Origin of the sequence: Sphingobacterium sp. IITKGP-BTPF85 (assembly GCF_001006065.1) — a bacterium.
GTDB classification, from domain to species: Bacteria; Bacteroidota; Bacteroidia; order Sphingobacteriales; family Sphingobacteriaceae; genus Sphingobacterium; species Sphingobacterium anhuiense.
This window is the reverse complement of sequence record NZ_ASZT02000039.1, coordinates 20,396-37,775: the sequence shown is the minus strand read 5'-3', so window position 1 is coordinate 37,775 and position 17,380 is coordinate 20,396. Positions and strand designations below refer to the sequence as shown.

16 protein-coding genes are annotated in these 17,380 nt (G+C 36.8%); 4 read left to right on the top strand and 12 right to left on the bottom strand.

Annotation, left to right across the window (positions count from 1 at the left end):
• Positions 1-117: 117 nt before the first annotated feature.
• The 9 genes from L950_RS37240 to L950_RS26315 all read right to left on the bottom strand — a co-directional run bounded on the left by L950_RS37240 (position 118) and on the right by L950_RS26315 (position 11,673).
• A complete protein-coding gene (locus tag L950_RS37240; protein ID WP_410528119.1) occupies positions 118-831 on the bottom strand; it encodes a glycoside hydrolase family 3 C-terminal domain-containing protein in 714 nt (237 codons plus the stop codon).
• The gene (locus L950_RS37235; protein WP_410528118.1) at positions 813-2,285 is read right to left on the bottom strand and encodes a glycoside hydrolase family 3 N-terminal domain-containing protein; all 1,473 of its coding nucleotides are present in this window, start codon (positions 2,283-2,285) and stop codon (positions 813-815) included. Before L950_RS37235 ends, L950_RS37240 begins: the two co-directional genes overlap by 19 nt.
• Complete coding sequence (locus tag L950_RS37230; RefSeq protein WP_021188401.1) at positions 2,282-2,404, bottom strand: hypothetical protein; 123 nt, start codon at positions 2,402-2,404, stop codon at positions 2,282-2,284. The genes L950_RS37235 and L950_RS37230 overlap by 4 nt, the downstream gene beginning before the upstream one ends.
• Before the next feature lie 33 nt (positions 2,405-2,437).
• Entirely contained in the window at positions 2,438-3,784 is a 1,347-nt protein-coding gene (locus L950_RS10105; RefSeq protein WP_021188400.1) for a glucoamylase family protein, read from the bottom strand.
• Positions 3,785-3,870: 86 nt separating this feature from the next.
• On the bottom strand, positions 3,871-5,298 hold the full coding sequence (locus L950_RS10100; RefSeq protein ID WP_021188399.1) for a RagB/SusD family nutrient uptake outer membrane protein: 1,428 nt from the start codon (positions 5,296-5,298) through the stop codon (positions 3,871-3,873).
• 19 nt (positions 5,299-5,317) lie between these two features.
• Positions 5,318-7,540: a SusC/RagA family TonB-linked outer membrane protein gene (locus L950_RS10095; RefSeq protein WP_231577050.1), complete on the bottom strand. Its 2,223-nt coding sequence runs from the start codon at positions 7,538-7,540 to the stop codon at positions 5,318-5,320.
• Complete coding sequence (locus L950_RS28550) at positions 7,540-8,430, bottom strand: TonB-dependent receptor plug domain-containing protein (protein ID WP_156169644.1); 891 nt, start codon at positions 8,428-8,430, stop codon at positions 7,540-7,542. Before L950_RS28550 ends, L950_RS10095 begins: the two co-directional genes overlap by 1 nt.
• A gap of 358 nt (positions 8,431-8,788) precedes the next feature.
• Positions 8,789-10,123: a hypothetical protein gene (locus L950_RS26320; RefSeq protein WP_052764380.1), complete on the bottom strand. Its 1,335-nt coding sequence runs from the start codon at positions 10,121-10,123 to the stop codon at positions 8,789-8,791.
• 11 nt (positions 10,124-10,134) lie between these two features.
• Positions 10,135-11,673 (bottom strand): hypothetical protein, encoded by a 1,539-nt coding sequence (locus L950_RS26315; protein WP_052764379.1) that lies wholly within the window; start codon positions 11,671-11,673, stop codon positions 10,135-10,137.
• Positions 11,674-12,294: 621 nt separating this feature from the next.
• Between L950_RS26315 and L950_RS10085 the strand changes: the two genes are divergently transcribed.
• Positions 12,295-13,008 (top strand): HAD family hydrolase, encoded by a 714-nt coding sequence (locus L950_RS10085; RefSeq protein ID WP_021188398.1) that lies wholly within the window; start codon positions 12,295-12,297, stop codon positions 13,006-13,008.
• Between the two features lie 194 nt (positions 13,009-13,202).
• On the opposite strand, the gene L950_RS10080 is transcribed toward L950_RS10085, so the two are convergent.
• Positions 13,203-13,814, bottom strand: a complete 612-nt coding sequence (locus tag L950_RS10080; protein WP_021188397.1) for a hypothetical protein — start codon at positions 13,812-13,814, stop codon at positions 13,203-13,205.
• Positions 13,815-13,910: 96 nt separating this feature from the next.
• Complete coding sequence (locus tag L950_RS10075) at positions 13,911-14,267, bottom strand: hypothetical protein (RefSeq protein WP_231577048.1); 357 nt, start codon at positions 14,265-14,267, stop codon at positions 13,911-13,913.
• Between the two features lie 387 nt (positions 14,268-14,654).
• Here L950_RS10075 and L950_RS10070 point away from each other — a divergent pair, with 387 nt between their 5' ends.
• The 3 genes from L950_RS10070 (at position 14,655) to L950_RS10060 (ending at position 16,191) form a co-directional block, all read left to right on the top strand.
• Entirely contained in the window at positions 14,655-14,858 is a 204-nt protein-coding gene (locus tag L950_RS10070) for a hypothetical protein (protein WP_031287256.1), read from the top strand.
• Positions 14,859-14,879: 21 nt separating this feature from the next.
• Entirely contained in the window at positions 14,880-15,548 is a 669-nt protein-coding gene (locus L950_RS10065; RefSeq protein WP_021188393.1) for a DUF421 domain-containing protein, read from the top strand.
• Between the two features lie 169 nt (positions 15,549-15,717).
• Positions 15,718-16,191 carry a ferritin-like domain-containing protein gene (locus L950_RS10060; protein ID WP_021188392.1) on the top strand — a complete coding sequence of 158 codons (474 nt, stop codon included), beginning with the start codon at positions 15,718-15,720 and terminating at the stop codon, positions 16,189-16,191.
• A gap of 107 nt (positions 16,192-16,298) precedes the next feature.
• Here L950_RS10060 and L950_RS10055 read toward each other — a convergent pair whose 3' ends face one another.
• The gene (locus tag L950_RS10055) at positions 16,299-17,342 is read right to left on the bottom strand and encodes a DNA topoisomerase IB (protein WP_021188391.1); all 1,044 of its coding nucleotides are present in this window, start codon (positions 17,340-17,342) and stop codon (positions 16,299-16,301) included.
• Positions 17,343-17,380: the final 38 nt, after the last annotated feature.

Here is a 17,380-nt window from a genome sequence, read left to right as displayed (position 1 = left end):
AATGGTAGATCATTTACTACCCTATAAGATTAACAATAAAGATCGATGAAGGCTTAATAAAATAAAAAAGGAGCTATCCGGTTAAAGATAACTCCTCTAATATAAGGGGAAATGATATTATTTTAATTCAAATTTAGTAGCTAAAAGATCCTGCGAATTTTTACCGATAAATAAGGTGAAATCTCCCGGTTCAGCGACAAACTTGAGATCGTTATTATAGAATTTTAAATCTTCTTCCGAAACAGTAAAAGTTACGACTTTAGATTCTCCAGCTTTTAAGAATACTTTTTGAAAACCTTTTAATTCTTTAACAGGACGTGTAATTGAACCAACCAGATCTTTAATATAAAGTTGAACAACCTCTTCACCGTCATATTTACCCGTATTACGCAACGTCACCGATGCTTGGATAGATTGCCCAGCTTTAAAAGAAGACTTATCCAATTTCAGATCTGAATAATCAAATGTTGTATAACTCAAACCATATCCAAATGGATAAAGCGGGCTATTGATCACATCAATGTAGTTAGATCTAAATTTTTGGAAAGAACCACCTTCTGCTAATGGTCTTCCGGTGCTTTTATGTCCATAATAAATAGGTAACTGACCAACATTTCTAGGGAAAGTTGCCGTTAATTTACCTGAAGGGTTAACATCTCCAAATAATACCTCAGCTACGGCTGCTCCAGTTTCAGAACCACCAAACCATGCATTTAAGATAGCAGGGACATGCTCATCTTCCCACGTTAAAGTCATGGGTCTTCCTGCAAACAAAACTAAAACAACAGGTTTTCCTGTTTTTAATAGCGCTGCTAAAAGACGTTGCTGAATAGCCGGGATACCAATCTCCGAACGGCTAGAACTTCACCAGACATCTCCGAAGATTCACCTAAGGCTGCTACGATCACATCTGCTTGAGCAGCTGTTTGTAGCGCTTCAGCAATAATATCCGACTCAGGTCTATTATCTCTAGGGATCGTACGTCCAAACATGGTAGCGTGTTCTTGGTAAACAGCATCTTCAAGTAAATTTGAACCTAAATGTGTAACAATCTTCACTTGGTTTCCCAATACCGACTGCATACCTTCAACTAAGGAAGGAGTATTCACTAAGTCAGAGCTTACAGACCATGTACCCACCATGTTCGCACGTGTATTTGCTAATGCACCTATTACAGCAACTGTACCTTTTTTCTGTAAAGGAAGAAGCTGCTTGTCATTCTTTAACAAGACAAATGATTTAGTAGCCGCATCACGGGCAACTTTAAGATTTGCAGGCGTCAGTAACTCGGTTTTAGCACGATCTTCATTACAGTAGCGGTATGGATCCTCAAATAATCCTAATTTATATTTAGCCTCTAAAACTAAACGGCATGCGCGGTCTATATCAGCTTGAGAGACTTTTCCTTCTTTTAAAGATTTTTTTAAGGTATTTAAAAAACCTTCAGAAATCATATCCATATCCACGCCTGCTTTTAACGAAAGTGCAGATACTTGTTGTAAATCTCCTAAACCATGATCCATCAGCTCTGCAATACCGGTATAATCTGTAACCACCATACCGTTGAATCCCCATTCCTTGCGAAGAACATCAGTTACTAACCACTTATTAGCTGTTGCCGGGATACCATTGATATCATTGAAAGATGTCATAACTGTACCTGCACCAGCTTCTACAGCCGCTTTGTAAGGAGGGAAGTATTCATTGTACATGCGGTGCAGACTCATATCTGTGGTGTTGTAATCTTTTCCAGACTCCGCTGCACCATACAAAGCCCAGTGCTTCACACAGGCCATCATGGTATTGATTGCTTTTAAGTCATTGCCCTGATAACCTTTAACCATCGCGCTTGCAATCTGTGAGCCTAAGTAAGGGTCTTCTCCGGAACCTTCCGAAATTCTTCCCCAACGGGCATCACGAGAGATATCGACCATAGGAGAGAAGGTCCAGTTGATTCCATCTGCAGTAGCCTCTTGGGCTGCGATACGTGCAGTTTTTTCGATTAGAGGGATATCCCACGTAGCTGAAAGACCTAATGGAATTGGAAAAGTAGTTTTATAACCATGGATGACATCTAGACCGAAGATCATCGGTATTTTAAGTCTTGTTTTGTTGACAGCAAGTTCTTGAGCAGCACGAATTTTTTTAGGTGTAGTCATAGAAAAGATTCCGCCAATTTGACCAGCAGCAATTTTTGCTTCAACTCCAGTACTGGCAGTGGCACCTGTGGTCACCTCGCCTGCAGTAACTAGATTCAGCTGGCCAATTTTTTCGTCAACTGTCATTTTTTCATCAGTTCTGAAACAAACTTATCCATTTTGGGATCTTGTTTGTGCGCCGGCTGTGTGAATGCCAGAGTCGGAACTAATGCAACAGCGACTAATAGGGAAGTCCATTGTTTCATGTTCTAGTAGTTATTTGTATGTGAATAAAATGCTTATAGATTCGGACCTTTAAAACCTAAGTTCTTCAATCCTGCTTTAACTTCGGGAGCCTGCATAAATAAATTCCAGATCAATCCAGTTCTGTAATTTTCAATCATGACAACAATAGGTCCCTGGTCAATTGCTAGATAACGCTGTGGATACCAGTTTTCTGTTTCTGAAAAAGCATCATAAAATCCATATTTACCAAAAAGCTCTGCACCTTTTTGTTCATAAAAATAGCGCATCGCTTGCAAACTCTCTTTAGGAGCATATGGAATTGATGATAGCGCTGCTGTAGGAGAAATAACACCTTTATCATTATCAGGATGGTGAGCATCGTATCCCTTTACAGAATAGCTCGCGGTCAATCCCCATGAGTTTTCGCCATATCCTTTAAATTGATGAGGATTTTGTTTAGCGTATTCAATGTTAATTTTAGTGTGATTAACGTTCACTTTCCAGTAATCAGCATATTCATCTTGTAAGCCCTTCGGATTTAAACCTAAGTAGGAGTAATGAGACCAGAATAGTGGACCGACAGCATTTTCAGGTGCATTGTGTTTTAGCACCAGTGGAATTCCAAACTTCTCAGCACTGGATACGATTGCACCACTTCTTGCCCAACCTTTATGATAAGTGGAGGCAGGGATTGGATGTGTCGGTGAGCTCGCGCCCAGCACATAGCTGATCAAGCATTCATCATAACCCTGTATCGCATGATTCATACCCCAACCATGTGTTGGACTCCAGTGCCAGTACAGAACATCTTTGCCATTGCGAAAGAAATTCCAATCAATACCTTTCCAAAGTGCGTCTGCTTTTTCAGCGACTTGTTTTTGTTGGTCGTTTCCATTTTGGTAATACTCACGTAGACAGATTAAGGCCTGGGCCATAAAAGCAGTTTCTACGATATCGGCAGCATCATCCTGATTTCCGAAAACCTTCGATTTACCAGTGGGGCCATCGATCCAATGTGACCATGCACCATGGTAACGATCGGCTTTTGCTAGAAAATCGACAATGCGATCAAATCTTTTAGTCGCTTCTTCGGCAGAGATAAAACCTCGTTCCGCAGCAACAATTGTAGCCATGATGCCAAAACCAGAACCGCCGACAGTGACAACATTAAAATCATTCAGCGGATATTGGCCGTCGATATGGATCCTTTCTCTTGCCATTCCCGAATTAGGTTCAGCACCTTCCCAGAAATAGTTGAAAGTTTGCTTCTGCACCAAAGTCATTAAAGAATCATCAGAAATACTGGTCTTTTGCAAGGTCTGAGGTGTTTTACACGCAGTAATGCTTGTACCAATTAAGATTAAGCCTAAGATAAGCTTGGGATTAAATTTTAATTTCATAGTAGAGTAAGTAGAGCGATGGATATTAAAGAACTGGGACTTAGTGCTAATAAGTCCCAGTTTCGATGTTTTATTAAGATGTTGGCTTAAAAACCAGGATTTTGCACCATATCTGGTGTTTGTGTTAATTGTTCATATGGAATTGGGAACAAATAGTTTTTGTCGGTGAATGTTTTTCCATCCGCTTTCATAGCTTCAGAGGCTTGTTTCGTACGAACTAGATCAAACCAACGATCGTGCTCAAAAGCTAATTCTAGACGGCGTTCCTTCCAGATTGCTTTGCGTAAGTCCGCTTGATTGATCGCTGTGGTATTAGGCAATTTAACTCGAGTACGAATGGTATTAAGAGCAGCTGTCGCTTCTCCGGTGTTGCCCATTTCATTAGCTGCTTCTGCTAAGATCAAATATACCTCGCCTAAACGTAAATAGCGTACATTTTTATCCCCATCAGCCGCACCTGCATTTGCCGATGAGTATGCTTTCTCATTGTACATTGGATTTTCAACTCCTGTTCCAACAACACGGCCATCCCACAAAGTTTCTCCACGGAAGATAATGGTCGCGTCGCGACGGATATTATCTTTTTCCGCATTAAATGCGTTTAACAAATTCTCAGATGGTGTGTTGAATCCCCAGCCCCAGCCGGTAACACCACGTGCACCCTGTACTTCAGAATATTGTTGAACACCATGTGCAATCGCTTCTCCACGCGCCTGGAATTCAAAGATCGACTCGGTACCATTCTCAGAACTTGCGCGCCAAAGAACTTCGTACTTCGATTCCAAACCATATTGACCGGAGTTAATCACTTCTTTCGCTAACGTGTAGGCCTCATTCCAATTTTGATTGTATAAATATACTTTTGATAATAAAGCTTGCGCGGCGCCTTTGGTAGCACGACCCAGATCTTTAGATTCATAAGCAGATTTTAAAGGCAAAGCGTCTATAGCCTCTCTTAGATCTTTAATGATATAAGCATAAACATCAGCTTTAGGCGCACGAATTATTAAATCCTGCTCTTGGATAGGGACATCACCCCAGCCACGCACTAAATAAAAATAATTTAAGGCGCGTAAAAACTTAGCTTCACCGATTAATCTATTTTTATAAGTTGCATCTTCTATCGTTGATGATTGAGTCACTTCAATAGATTGCGTGGCACGTCCGATTGATTTATACCAATGTGACCATAATGCTCCAAAGGAACCGGATGAACTTGTATACTCTAATCTGTCGATTTCTTGTTTGTCACCTCCTGGATCGGTTGGAGAAGAGCCTTTGTCGGCATTATCAGAAAGCATATCCGTAATCGCAACATAAGAAAAGGAGTAATTCCAGTCTGTAAACATACCGTAGATTGCATTCACATAACCCTCCGGTGTGAACGCTTGTTCCTTATCAGCTTCTTCTACAATTTCTTGAGAAGGAACATCTAAAAATGCTGAATCTTTACAGGCAGACATGCTCAAACCTGCTGTTAAAATTAAGGCTATATGTAATTTGTTAAATTTCATGATTTTTAATTTTTAAAAGTTAGAATGAAACATTGACTCCGAAAATAAAATTACGTGTTGTTGGATAAGCCGAAAGCTCAATTCCCGCAGTTTCCGAAGGAACACCAGAATTTGCACCTGTTATTTCAGGAGAGAAACCTGTATATTTTGTGAAAATAAAAGGGTTCTGTGCTGTTACGTACATTCTAATTTTAGAAGTTGAATTGTATAATTTTGGAATGGTATAACCTAATGTTAAGTTATTGATTCTAAAATAGGCTCCTGACTCTAAATAGTAACTGGAAGCTAAGGCATCATGAGCTGCTCCAGGATGTGTATTAGACGTTCCTGCGCCAGTCCAGCGGTTATCAAAAGTTTCTTTAGTTACGTTCTCACCACCATTAACACGGGTACCTTTTAGACCATTGTAAATTTTATTTCCTGCAACCCCATAACCTTGAGCTGTGAAATCCCATTTTTTATAGTTGACACTTAGATTTAAACCAAATGTCGAAGAAGGAAGATATGATCCGTGGAATGTTTTATCTTTTGCGTCGATAACACCATCTTCATTTTGATCTTTGTATTTTAGGTACCCAGGTTTTGCTCCGGTTGTTGCAGCGCCATCTGCAATTTCAGCTTCGTTTTGCCACACCCCAACTGCTTCGTACATGTACCAAGCATAAATAGGTTGATTAGCTTTTAACTGTTTTGTAAGCTGACCATTATTTAAACTTCCTCCCTCAGTACCATCATAGGCAGGTTTAACATCCTTTAAAGTATTTTTGTTGTAAGAATAGTTACCACCAATACTATAGGATAGGTTTTCATTAATTTGATCGGTCCAATTTAAACCAATCTCCACCCCTTGATTTGATACTTTTCCGCCATGATCAAAATATTTTTGAGAAAATGGCGAATTCAATAAAGGTTTTACTTCTAAAATAGCATTAGTGTTGGTCTTATTATAATAATCCACATTACCACTTAAACGGTTATTTAATAAGGTGAAATCAACTCCTAATCCTGATTCTTCAGTTACTTCCCATCTTAAATTTCTCGCTGGACTTCCATATGCTGCTCCAAAAACAAGATCTTGGTTCGGGCCAAAGACATAATTGTAATTATCGGATCCTGGCGATGATAATATCTGAGAAACGTTCAAAGGGATGTTTTGGTTACCTAGTCTACCCCAGTTTGCCCTTACTTTTAAGAAATCGATGCCTGAGCCTTGCATAAAGCTCTCATTGGATACGGTCCAACCCGCTCCAAAGGAAGGAAAGATGTCAAAATATTCGCCAGATGCTTTAAATTTACTAGATCCATCACGACGTACAGTAGCAGTTAAATAGTATTTTGAGTCGTAATTATACTGTGCACGAGCAAAATAAGAAATTAATGCAGTAGGTGTGTAAGAAGTTTGTCTAATTTGCTTCTCTTTGTTTTTTGCTAAGTCAATATTCCAGTATTGTGATTGAGTAGGAACATCATATCCGGTCAAATCAGACATATTTCCGATATCGACTTTCTCTCTTGAATTTCCTAATGTTGCATCTATATTATGCTTACCGAAACTTTTTTGGTAAGAAACAAAATTTTCCCATACCCATCTGAATGTTTCTGTTTTAGCAATATTTAAGCTATTATTTGCATAGGTCAATGAATTCGGGTTTTGTGCTTTTAATCTTTCAAATTCTGCAGCAGTATTGAGAGGATCTGTATTTAAGTAGCGATCCTTGATATCATTAAAACCTCTATTTTGTGAAAAGTATTTTGTTACGCCCAAGCGAGAGGTGAATTTTAAGTCGCTGGTGATCTGGTATTCTGCTTGAAGTCCACCTTGGATGCTCAGATTCTTGTTATACTGCTGTTGCATTTTGTTCTCGTAAACAGGATTGCCCACATCATTTAACCTTCCTCCCTGCTGACCTGCAGCCAGAATATATGTAGCCTCTCCGGTTGTTTTATTGTATATAGGTCTTCCGTAGCGTCCGTTTTCATACATAACAGGAACTAAGGGTGACTGACGGTAGGCCGCATCAAAAGCACTTAGCGGTTTATTACGGTCGTTAGCAAAAGAGATGTTTAAAGTCTGACTAAGTTTTAATTTATTATCAAAGAATTTGTAGGTATTATTATTACGGATCGTGTTACGTACATATTGAGAGCCTTCCGTAATTCCTTTTTCCGTAAAGTTGTTATAACTAAAGAAATAATCTACTGCATCTGAACCTCCAGATAAGCTAACGACGTTATTGGTCACTATACCAGTCTGTAAAAGTTCGTCGTACCAATTGGTATTGTTTTTTGATTTAATGCTAAAGGAGATCCATTTTTTTCAACTACTGCTAAGTTTTCATTGTAATGGGTCACATATTCATTCGCATCAGCCATTTTAACACGGTTTAGAATGCCTTTGGCACCTACATAACCATCATACGTAATCTGAGCACGTCCTGCTTTCCCCTTTTTAGTTGTCACTAAGATCACACCATTTGCGGCACGCAGACCATAAATAGAAGCCGATGAAGCATCTTTTAGGACATCGATAGAAACGATATCTGCTGAGTTGATATTGGTGATATTTTCGACTGGAAATCCATCAACAATATACAATGGATTACGACCACCTGAAGCTGTTCCTAGACCGCGGATAATCACTGTTGGAGCAGAGCCCGGAGCTTCATTAGCAATGATGTTAACACCAGATATCTTGCCCTGTACAGATTGAACAGCATTCAATGCCGGTTGTTTTACAATGTCACTTGAAGTAACACGGCCTATAGAACCAGTTAGATCGACTTTCTTAGCTGTACCATAACCAATAACCACGATTTCATCTAAAGCCGTATTTTGTTCTTCTAGATTGACTTGTACATTGTTCTGTTGACCAATTACAACTTCTTTTCCATCATAACCGATATAGCGGAAAATTAAAACCTGATTGGGGTCTGCTGTAATTTTAAATTCTCCATTCGCGTCAGATTGCGTAGCAACGCTAGTTCCTTTAACCGCAATGGTTACTCCTGAAAGTACAGCGTTTGAAGATTTAGCTGTAATTTTTCCAGTGATCACTTTTCCACTCTGTGCATAAACTGACACATTGAATTGGCAAAATGCTGGGAGTAATAGTAATGTAAATAACTTCCTCATAGGTGTGACTTTTGTGTTATTTTAATTTATCAATTCCAATTAATCTGAATGTTTGTTAACAAATTTAACCCTTTCATTAAATTTTGATACAGCAAAGATGTGATGTAGTATGCGAAATGTATAATTTAACACTTATACATTAATACATCACCATTTGAGATAAACGAAAAAATTCAATTTAAAGAAATAATTCGTCTGATAGTCAGATTGCTAAAGTAAGTGATATATTACTTTATTTAATACTAAGTGTTTAAAGCACACTATAGCGCGTGAGAGGTAATGATGTAGTGTTTTAGTGTGTTTTAATAACAAAATGATCTCATGTCGTAGATAGGGTTCCACGATTAAGGGCATTTTTCTAACTAATATTCATTAAAAAATCAGTTAAATTCTGCTCAGTTGTTATATTCAATTTTTTACGTAATCGGTAACGTCTAATCTCGACACCACGTGTCGTTATATTTAATAAGCTGGCAATTTCTTTACTGCTCATGTTCAACCTCAGATAGGCACAGAGTTTTAAATCATTGGGCATTAATTCGGGAAATTGATGCTTTAACTTTTTAAAGAAATTCTCATGAGTTTCATTAAAACTCTGCTCAAACAGATGCCAGTCCATATTATCTTCATAAGCATTTTTAAGGATCTTGGCCACTTTTTGTAATTGCTCAGGTTGCAGTTTATTTCCATTTTCGTCCTTCAACTGTAATAATTCGTGATTAAGTGCATTTAATAATTCATTCTTTTGTACAATATTCATCGTAGCATTAGTCAGTTCCTTATTCTTATTATATAATTCCTGTTCCAGTTGCTTATTTTTAATTTCGATCAAGTGTTGCTGTGCTCGGATTGCTTCCTGTTTTAAAAGTTCCTCTTGTTTAAGCAAATAAGCCTTTTTTACCTGTTTCTCATGTTTAATTAGCTTTTTGTTGTACCATTTACGGACTTCTTTTATTGCTAAAACCAGTAATATTAAATACCCTAAATAAGCATACCAGGTTCTATACCAGGGAGGTAGGATTTCGATTTCAACTTTTGTTTCCTTAGTGATAAAACCGTTTGGCAGTTTTGCACGAATTGTAAATACATACTGACCAACTGCCAGATTCGTAAACTCTTTGTAGGGCAACTTAGACCAATCAGACCATTCCTCCTGCGTGTTTGTTAATTTAAATTGATATTGAACAGCAGTTTCAGTGTAATAAGGTAAGGCATAAGATACTTGTATACTGTTGTTTTTGTATTTTATATCAACTATCTCTTCATCACGATTAAAATCTATACTGTCCGTTGAGAAAAGAGATCTAATATTCCTGATGAGGGGAGCCGGTACATCAGTGGATTTAAAATTATCCCTTCCCAAATTGAGCAAAGAGAAGCCATTATCAATACTGACCAGGTATTGATTAGGATTGAGAGCCGAGATATTTTCATAATATTTCATCATATTATCTTCTAGAGAAGCTAATTTGATGGAATCAACCCGAATTTGCCCACCTTGTAATAAATCGACTAAAGCAATTCTGGTTTTATTAATAAACCAATAGCTATTATTTCCTGCTGGTATGATCTTATTTGCTTTGGAGAATGTGCCCAATTTGCTGTTTAATTGATGATAGGGCGTGAATTTATCAATAAGCTCATCATAAACATATAGCCCACTATCAGTCGTAAAAACATTGATGGCGGCCAATTTGTAAACACCTAAATAACCCGATTTGGGTAAACCATTTTTTGGGCATAGGGTTTAATCTGTTTAATAACACTAAAATCATCTGAAAATTTAAGTAGATTCAGTTCATTGTAACCTGCCGCCCAAACCGAATTTTTACTTTGTGTTTCTAATAATTGTACGCCAGATCTGAAATTAGGATATTGCGTCTGATAAGTTAATGCATTAGGTAAACTATTAAATAGGGACACACCTGTATAATTTCCCTGTAATACATATGGTGCATGAGGGGAAAGCAGTTTGATAACCCAACCACCTGTTTTTGGTGATAATAAGGACATCGCTGTACCTTGAATTTGAAAGGTACCTGTATTATGTCCACATACCAATACGTTATTGATTACTTCTAGATTCCATACTTGGCCCTGAGAGCCATGGATCATCTTAAAGTCTATAGGCTGATATTTTTTGTTCGGATTCCATGAAGTATAAAATAGACCTTGGTTAGTCCCTAAATAAAGATATCCTTGGTAAATTTTTGCAGAATAGATGGTGCCAAGTTTTCCTGAGTTATCCGAATAATAGTAGAGATCAGCATTAATCGCAATGCGGTCAATACCATTGTCCAGACCAGACCATATATTTGACTGTTTATCTACTGTTAAACTAAGAACGGTATTATTTTGCAAACCAACACTTTTATTAATATGCTGAACAAAAGATCCATTTTCATCAAGAATGTAGATACCGTTTAAGATCGTTCCGAATACGTAATAATGGTTGAGTAGCTTGATCCCATTGTTGATCTGTACATTTTTTAATTCTTCATTGATGTCATTTTTCCAGGGCGTTATTTCTCCAGATTTGCTCATTAAAAATAATCCGCCTTTAGCTGTTCCAATTAAGAATGACGCTGCATCAAAAGGAAGAATACTTAAAATGTTATGTCCCTTTAACTGCTCTTTACCCGAAACAGGAATGAGCTTATTATTTTTTAGTTCATGAAGTCCACTCGGTATTTTTTCTACGAAAATTCTCTTATTGGCTTGAAATGCAAATAGAAAAGGCTCTCCATCTTCAGTAATAGTTTTGATCTTGTCATTTTCATAAATATAGATCGTAGAGAAAGATTGGAAGATAATCCGATGGTCTTGAATGATTATTTTCCAGATCTCATCATTAAGATCTTTAAGTAAGCGCTTACTTATGGAATGGTAGGTTAAACGACCATTATTATTTTTCAGCCAATAGCCAAATTCTGATTGGCCTCCCGTATAGATTTTCCCATCTGGATGTACCTGTGCAACACGGACTATACCTTTATTAGGATGAGGATAGAGATTCCAGTATGCGCCATCATACTCTAATAAACCATCAGAATTAGCGGCGTAAATCAGACCATTCTGATCGACACTCAAGCCCCAGTTTTGATTGCCGGCTTTGTAAGTAGATTTTGTAAATTGCTGTACCCAAGGGCTAGCGAGATATTGAATATCATTGGCCTTGCTTTCACCAAAGAAGATCCCGAAGATTATAAAAAAAAGAAAAAATATTTTAAATAAAAATTTCATGCACAAAATTATGTTTGCCTTAGCAATAATTCTACCATGCTAAAAAGACGAAAGTGTCTCTGAGCGTATTTATGTAATAGAAATTGAAAGAATTATTCCCTAGACAAATTTAACAATAAATTTAGCTGTATGAGTCATTATAAAGTATTAAGATGTCTATTCAGCAATTCCTTAAGGATCTAAGCACACCGTTTTCGAAACTTTTAGCTACTCATGATCGTGTTTAAAAATAATTAATAAAAATTTAACATAAATTTTGTTTAGTTTTAATGAACAAAGTTTAGTTTTGTTAAACATATAGAAACGTGAGATCGTATTTTAAGGAAGATTGTTGTGTAACAGGGCTCATGTAAGTTCATACATAACTGTATGTAAGGAAATTAAAGGCTATAATCGACTTGTTTTTAGATTAGAACCTTTTCTAAAAGGTTTGTTTTACATCCTCTTGACAGGATAGCGCCTGTAAATACTGAGAATAAGGAATACGGACATGCTTTGAGGACAAAGGTGGAAATTAATTATGATTGAGTTTTAAATGTAGCCGAAATAGGCATAAAGGCCTCATACAGCCTATATAGATTGATTAAAATAAATAATAGCATAATAACACAATAGAAAGATATGGAAAGTAAAATTAAGATGGTCGTATTTGATATGGCGGGAACAACTGTTAATGAAGATAACATCGTTTATAAAGCACTTAGAAATGCAATCAATAGCGTTGGTGGTTTTGATCTTAGTTTAGAAGAAGTTTTAGAGCATGGTGCAGGTAAAGAAAAGTTGGAAGCTATAAAAACTATCTTGAAAAATAGTTTAGATTTAGAAAATGATCAATTGGCAACAGAGATTTTTCAATTGTTTCTTGTTCAGCTTAAAAGTGCTTATGAAGTGGAAACCATTTATCCATGTACTAATGCGGCAGCACTTTTCATAAAGTTAAAAGATATGGGTATTTTAAGAGTACTTAATACTGGATATGATCGATTGACAGCAGAATCATTATTGAAAAAACTGAATTGGGAAGTAGGTAAAGACATTGATCTTCTCATTACTGCTTCGGATGTTGAACATAATCGACCAGAACCAGATATGATTCAATTAGCAATGGCGAAGATGGGTATTACCGATGCTTCAACAGTTGCAAAAATTGGCGATTCAACGATTGACATTCAAGAAGGACAAAATGCAGGCTGTGGATTGAGCATAGGTATCACCACAGGAGCACATACCGCTGTACAATTGGCTACTGCCAATCCGGATCAGGTTATTAGTGATCTGTTGGATATCCTACCTGTAATTGAAAACTATAGTAAGAAAAGTACCGCAGTATCATAAAAAAACTGATGCTGTGATTTTTAGAAATGAAGATCACAGCATCTTTATTCATAACGAGGGTTTATGTTAATGATTATTCAGTCTTTAATATGCCTGATTAACGTTTGATCCCTAAAGATTAACGTTTGATCCTTAAAAAGGAAAGAAGCAGAAGTATTTTGAATATTTGTAAATCAAAGCACCTGATTTGTAAATTACACTTCTTTAACATCATTAGCAAAACCTTTAATAAGGGCCTTCCATTGCGGATAAGATGCCCCCAAAACCGCACCAAGTCCTACCATAAAGTTTCGGACATTATCGATGATATGCGTATTTTCGGTATTTAAAACCTCATTTCGTCCAGCATACTGAAACAATAAACTGTTATTTCTTTGCTCAACAATCAAAGTCGAAGTCGCTATTCCCTCAAAAAAATGTGCTGTTTCTTTATTTTCAGGATCAGTAGGATCTGGACATGGCTTTAGACTGACTGATAGGATTTTAAATTCGGCCATTTCCTTAGATTCCATATGCACAACGTTAACCCAGTCATAACCTTTTGTTCGGGGTAATCCAGGTCCTGGAATATCAATTTTGATGTAATCGTGTAACTGAAGTGGACGATGCAATTCGAGACCATTGTTGTCAACAAGCTTAAATACCGCCGCAGGAAGTTCTGCAATTTTGTGCCATTCATTGACCGCCAATAGGTTGTAGGATGCTATAATAAAAGCCTCGCTGGCAATTTCAGTGCTTGTAAACTCAACTGTTTCAAAACAGTCAAGTTTATTGCCTTCTTTCTGGGTTGGAATAATATTCTTCATCTTTTTAATAGAATAACAATTAAAAATGAACTTATGTTCATGTGAATCAATAGATTTACTTGGGTTGAGGAACTATCTGATTTTGTAAATTCTCCATTATGTAGAAGTATAATAGACCCAACCCTGCAAATTTTCATATGCATCTGCCTGCTTCAGATCGATTAAAATATTACTATCCATAAATAAGAGGCGTTTTGTGTCCGTATTTAAATCGTAGATAGGATAGAAGATGGCATTCTCATTTGGAAGTTCTACATTACTCTGTAAAGCAGTATAACCCTCTGCAAGTAAATTGTCAATAAGTGTTGGAGTAATTGCGTTAAGGTACCGCATCATCTTACCAATCCATTTCTTTTCGTTTTCTTCATTGCCAGGGTAGTGTTCAGTTGTAAAATCTAAGATTAATTTTTCGCCTTCTTTATCCAATCCATCTCTGATCATGCGCAATCCCATGCACCTCGTTTCTTCCTGATAATAATCATGTCCATACTCAAATTGAATATCACCTGCAATGGGGCTATCTTCAATTTTGCTCGAAGTGCCATCTGGCGATTCAGCAATTCATGTACATATGCATAAGTCTCATCCATAGTGATTTGATTTAAAGCTATAACGTATTTATGATGTCATCACCAAAAGAACAATTCTGAAAGACTAAAAGTTTGTTTAAGAATACTTTAGGATAAGTAGAAGGATACGTGATGCACGTTTAAAGTATATTTTTGAAGCATTGATCAGGTATACTGTCGTCAATTTCAGGTATTTGTTACGGTAATTGAAATACAAACTTTTGACATAGCACCACGTTATATCATTACAATAAACTAAATGAATACGATTATGGCTACTAAAAATGAAAATGCAAAAGTCGGTATTGTTGATAAGGACAAGCAACCGAAGAAAAAGAAAACAATTACCTCAGTTGTAGATAAGAGAAATAAAAAGCAGGAAGGTGACGGGGAAGCCGGCGTTGATCCTCAAAATGATCAATTGAATGATATGCCAGAGCCAGATACATTTCCTCGTGAGCAGGTAAAACCTTAGTGCAGAGGACGTATGTTTGAAATGAAAAAGATAATTTGGGAAGGCGCGGAATGGGATTTCCTTTTAGAAATTGTGGGACGGTCAGTCATCATGTTTATCCTGATATTGGTGATTCTTAGGCTTTCAGGAAAAAAAGGTGTAAGGCAATTAACGCTTTTCGAGGTGGCGATTATTCTGAGTCTCGGATCGGCGGCTGGTGATCCCATGTTTCAAGAAGAATTACCCGTTATTTATGCCTTTGTTGTATTATTTTCGGTTATCATTATCTATAAGTTTATAACTTGGTTATCATCAAAATCGGTGTTTATCAATAAGATTTTAGAAGGCGAAGCGATGGTAGTTGTAAGGGATGGAATGTTTGATTTAAAACATGAACATGATGGTGACTTTTCAAAAATGGAATTCTTTTCCGAACTACGTAATCAGTCGGTTGAACACTTAGGTCAAGTGAGAATGGCCTTATTAGAAATTGATGGTTCGATGAGTATTTTATTTTACCCAGAAGATGAGGTGAAGTATGGTCTGCCTTTATTTCCAGATGATTATAAAAAAGTTGAATCATTTCAGTTATATGACTTTCACGCCTGCATGTATTGTGGTTTTATCGAACAATTGCATAATAGAGAATCACAATGTCCACGATGTAGACATACAGAATGGAGTAAAGCAATCAACACAAAACGAAATTAATCTATTCTTTTAAAGCCATCATGCATGCTTCAGTACTTCCCCTAGGGGTTATAAATACGATTCAAATGTTCTAAATACCCGAAATGATTATGATTTAAACTATTTCTGCCTTGAGGTTGTTTTCTAGATAAATCAAGAGTTTTAAATTTATATTTCAAAAAATAGAGCTATGGAAAACAGAGCAAATGATCCGGCAATTATCAATGATCTGATAAAAATTAACAACGATAGGATAGCTGGATATAGAGAAGCATTAGATCTAGCACATAGTATGCGGATCGATGATCTAGGTGGTATATTTGCCAAATATATCCTGCAGTCAGAACAGTTTATTACCGAGCTTACTCCATATGTCACACTTGAAGGTGAACAACCTACAGACAGTACGATGTTGAGCGGTAAACTTTTTAGACTTTGGATGAATATAAAAGTTAATATTTCGGGAAATGATCGTAAAAGTCTATTGGAAAGCTGTGAAAAAGGAGAAGATGCTTTTAAAGCTACCTATAGGAAGACACTTGAAGAAGATCGGGAGGCTTTATCCATCCATGTGGTCAGCTTAATTGAAAATCAATTAAGTAAACAATTGGTTGCGCACGACCAGATTAAATTGTTACGAGATACCATTTCCGATACGATTTAATTATATCAAGCGTTTAGTATAAAAAATCATTTCAATATTGAGGTTAACAGGGAAAAGGGGCAATTGCCCCTTTTTTCATAGTTTGCACGATGATCAAATGTAATAGGTTATTTTTCACAACGTGATCTGATAAATTTCAGCAGCGCTTTTTCGGTCGCACCATCTGTATTTTGCACCATTTTCCGTTTAAGTTTTAATAATTCATTTTTTAAATCACCCTCTACATACTGTTTCTGCAATTCCGGATGAATATAATAGTTCCTTGTAACTGATCTGGTATTGCCGAGTTGTTTAGCGACATGATCAAGGATGGTGACCAGTACTTTTTTACGTTCAGAAATAAGTTCGCCATAAGGCTCATTAGCCATCATCATAAAGGCAAGCGTGCAACCTGCCCATGTACGAAAATCTTTACAGGTATAATCTTCTTGCATCGCTTGTTTTAAATAGCGGTTCAGATCTCCTGAATCAAGCCGTTGAATAGCACCATCATGATCGTAATATTGAAAAAGCTCCTGACCTGGGATTTCTTTGACGTTTTTAAGCATTTTAGCTATTTTTGCTTCCTTGATATAAACCTGCTGAAGTACGCCTTTTTTTCCTTTAAATTTAAAAAAGATTTCATTTTTGTCAATTTTGACATGTCTGTTTTTCAATGTGGTGAGCCCATATGAGCCGTAGTTATGTTCATAGGATTTGTTACCTGCACGTATGTAAGTTGCATTCATGGTAGAGATTGCAATCGCACAGACTTTTTCTTTGGATAATTTCTTTTTCCGTAGATCTTTCCGCAATTGCGTGCGGAGTAATTTCATCTTATTTGCAAAGCCTAGTAAACGATCAAATTTTTTGACATTGCGTATGGTTGACCAGTCCAGATGATAAATATATTGCTTCCTACCACGCTTATCAATACCTGTTGCCTGTATATGACCATTTTTAAATTTGCATATCCAGACATTTTCCCATGCTGGTGGAATCACAAGAGACGCTATCCGCTTTAAAGTATTTTTATTTTTGATAGGCTTGTTCTTGGATAGATAAGTGAATTTGCCTTTTGTGTATGTGCGGCAATAACCAGGTTCCGTATCTGTAACGTAACGTAGATTTAGAGCGACAGATGGGTGAGATGAAGGTGTTAATGTTTTCATGTGCTCCAAATTTGTGAAGGAAATGTTTTGTTAATATT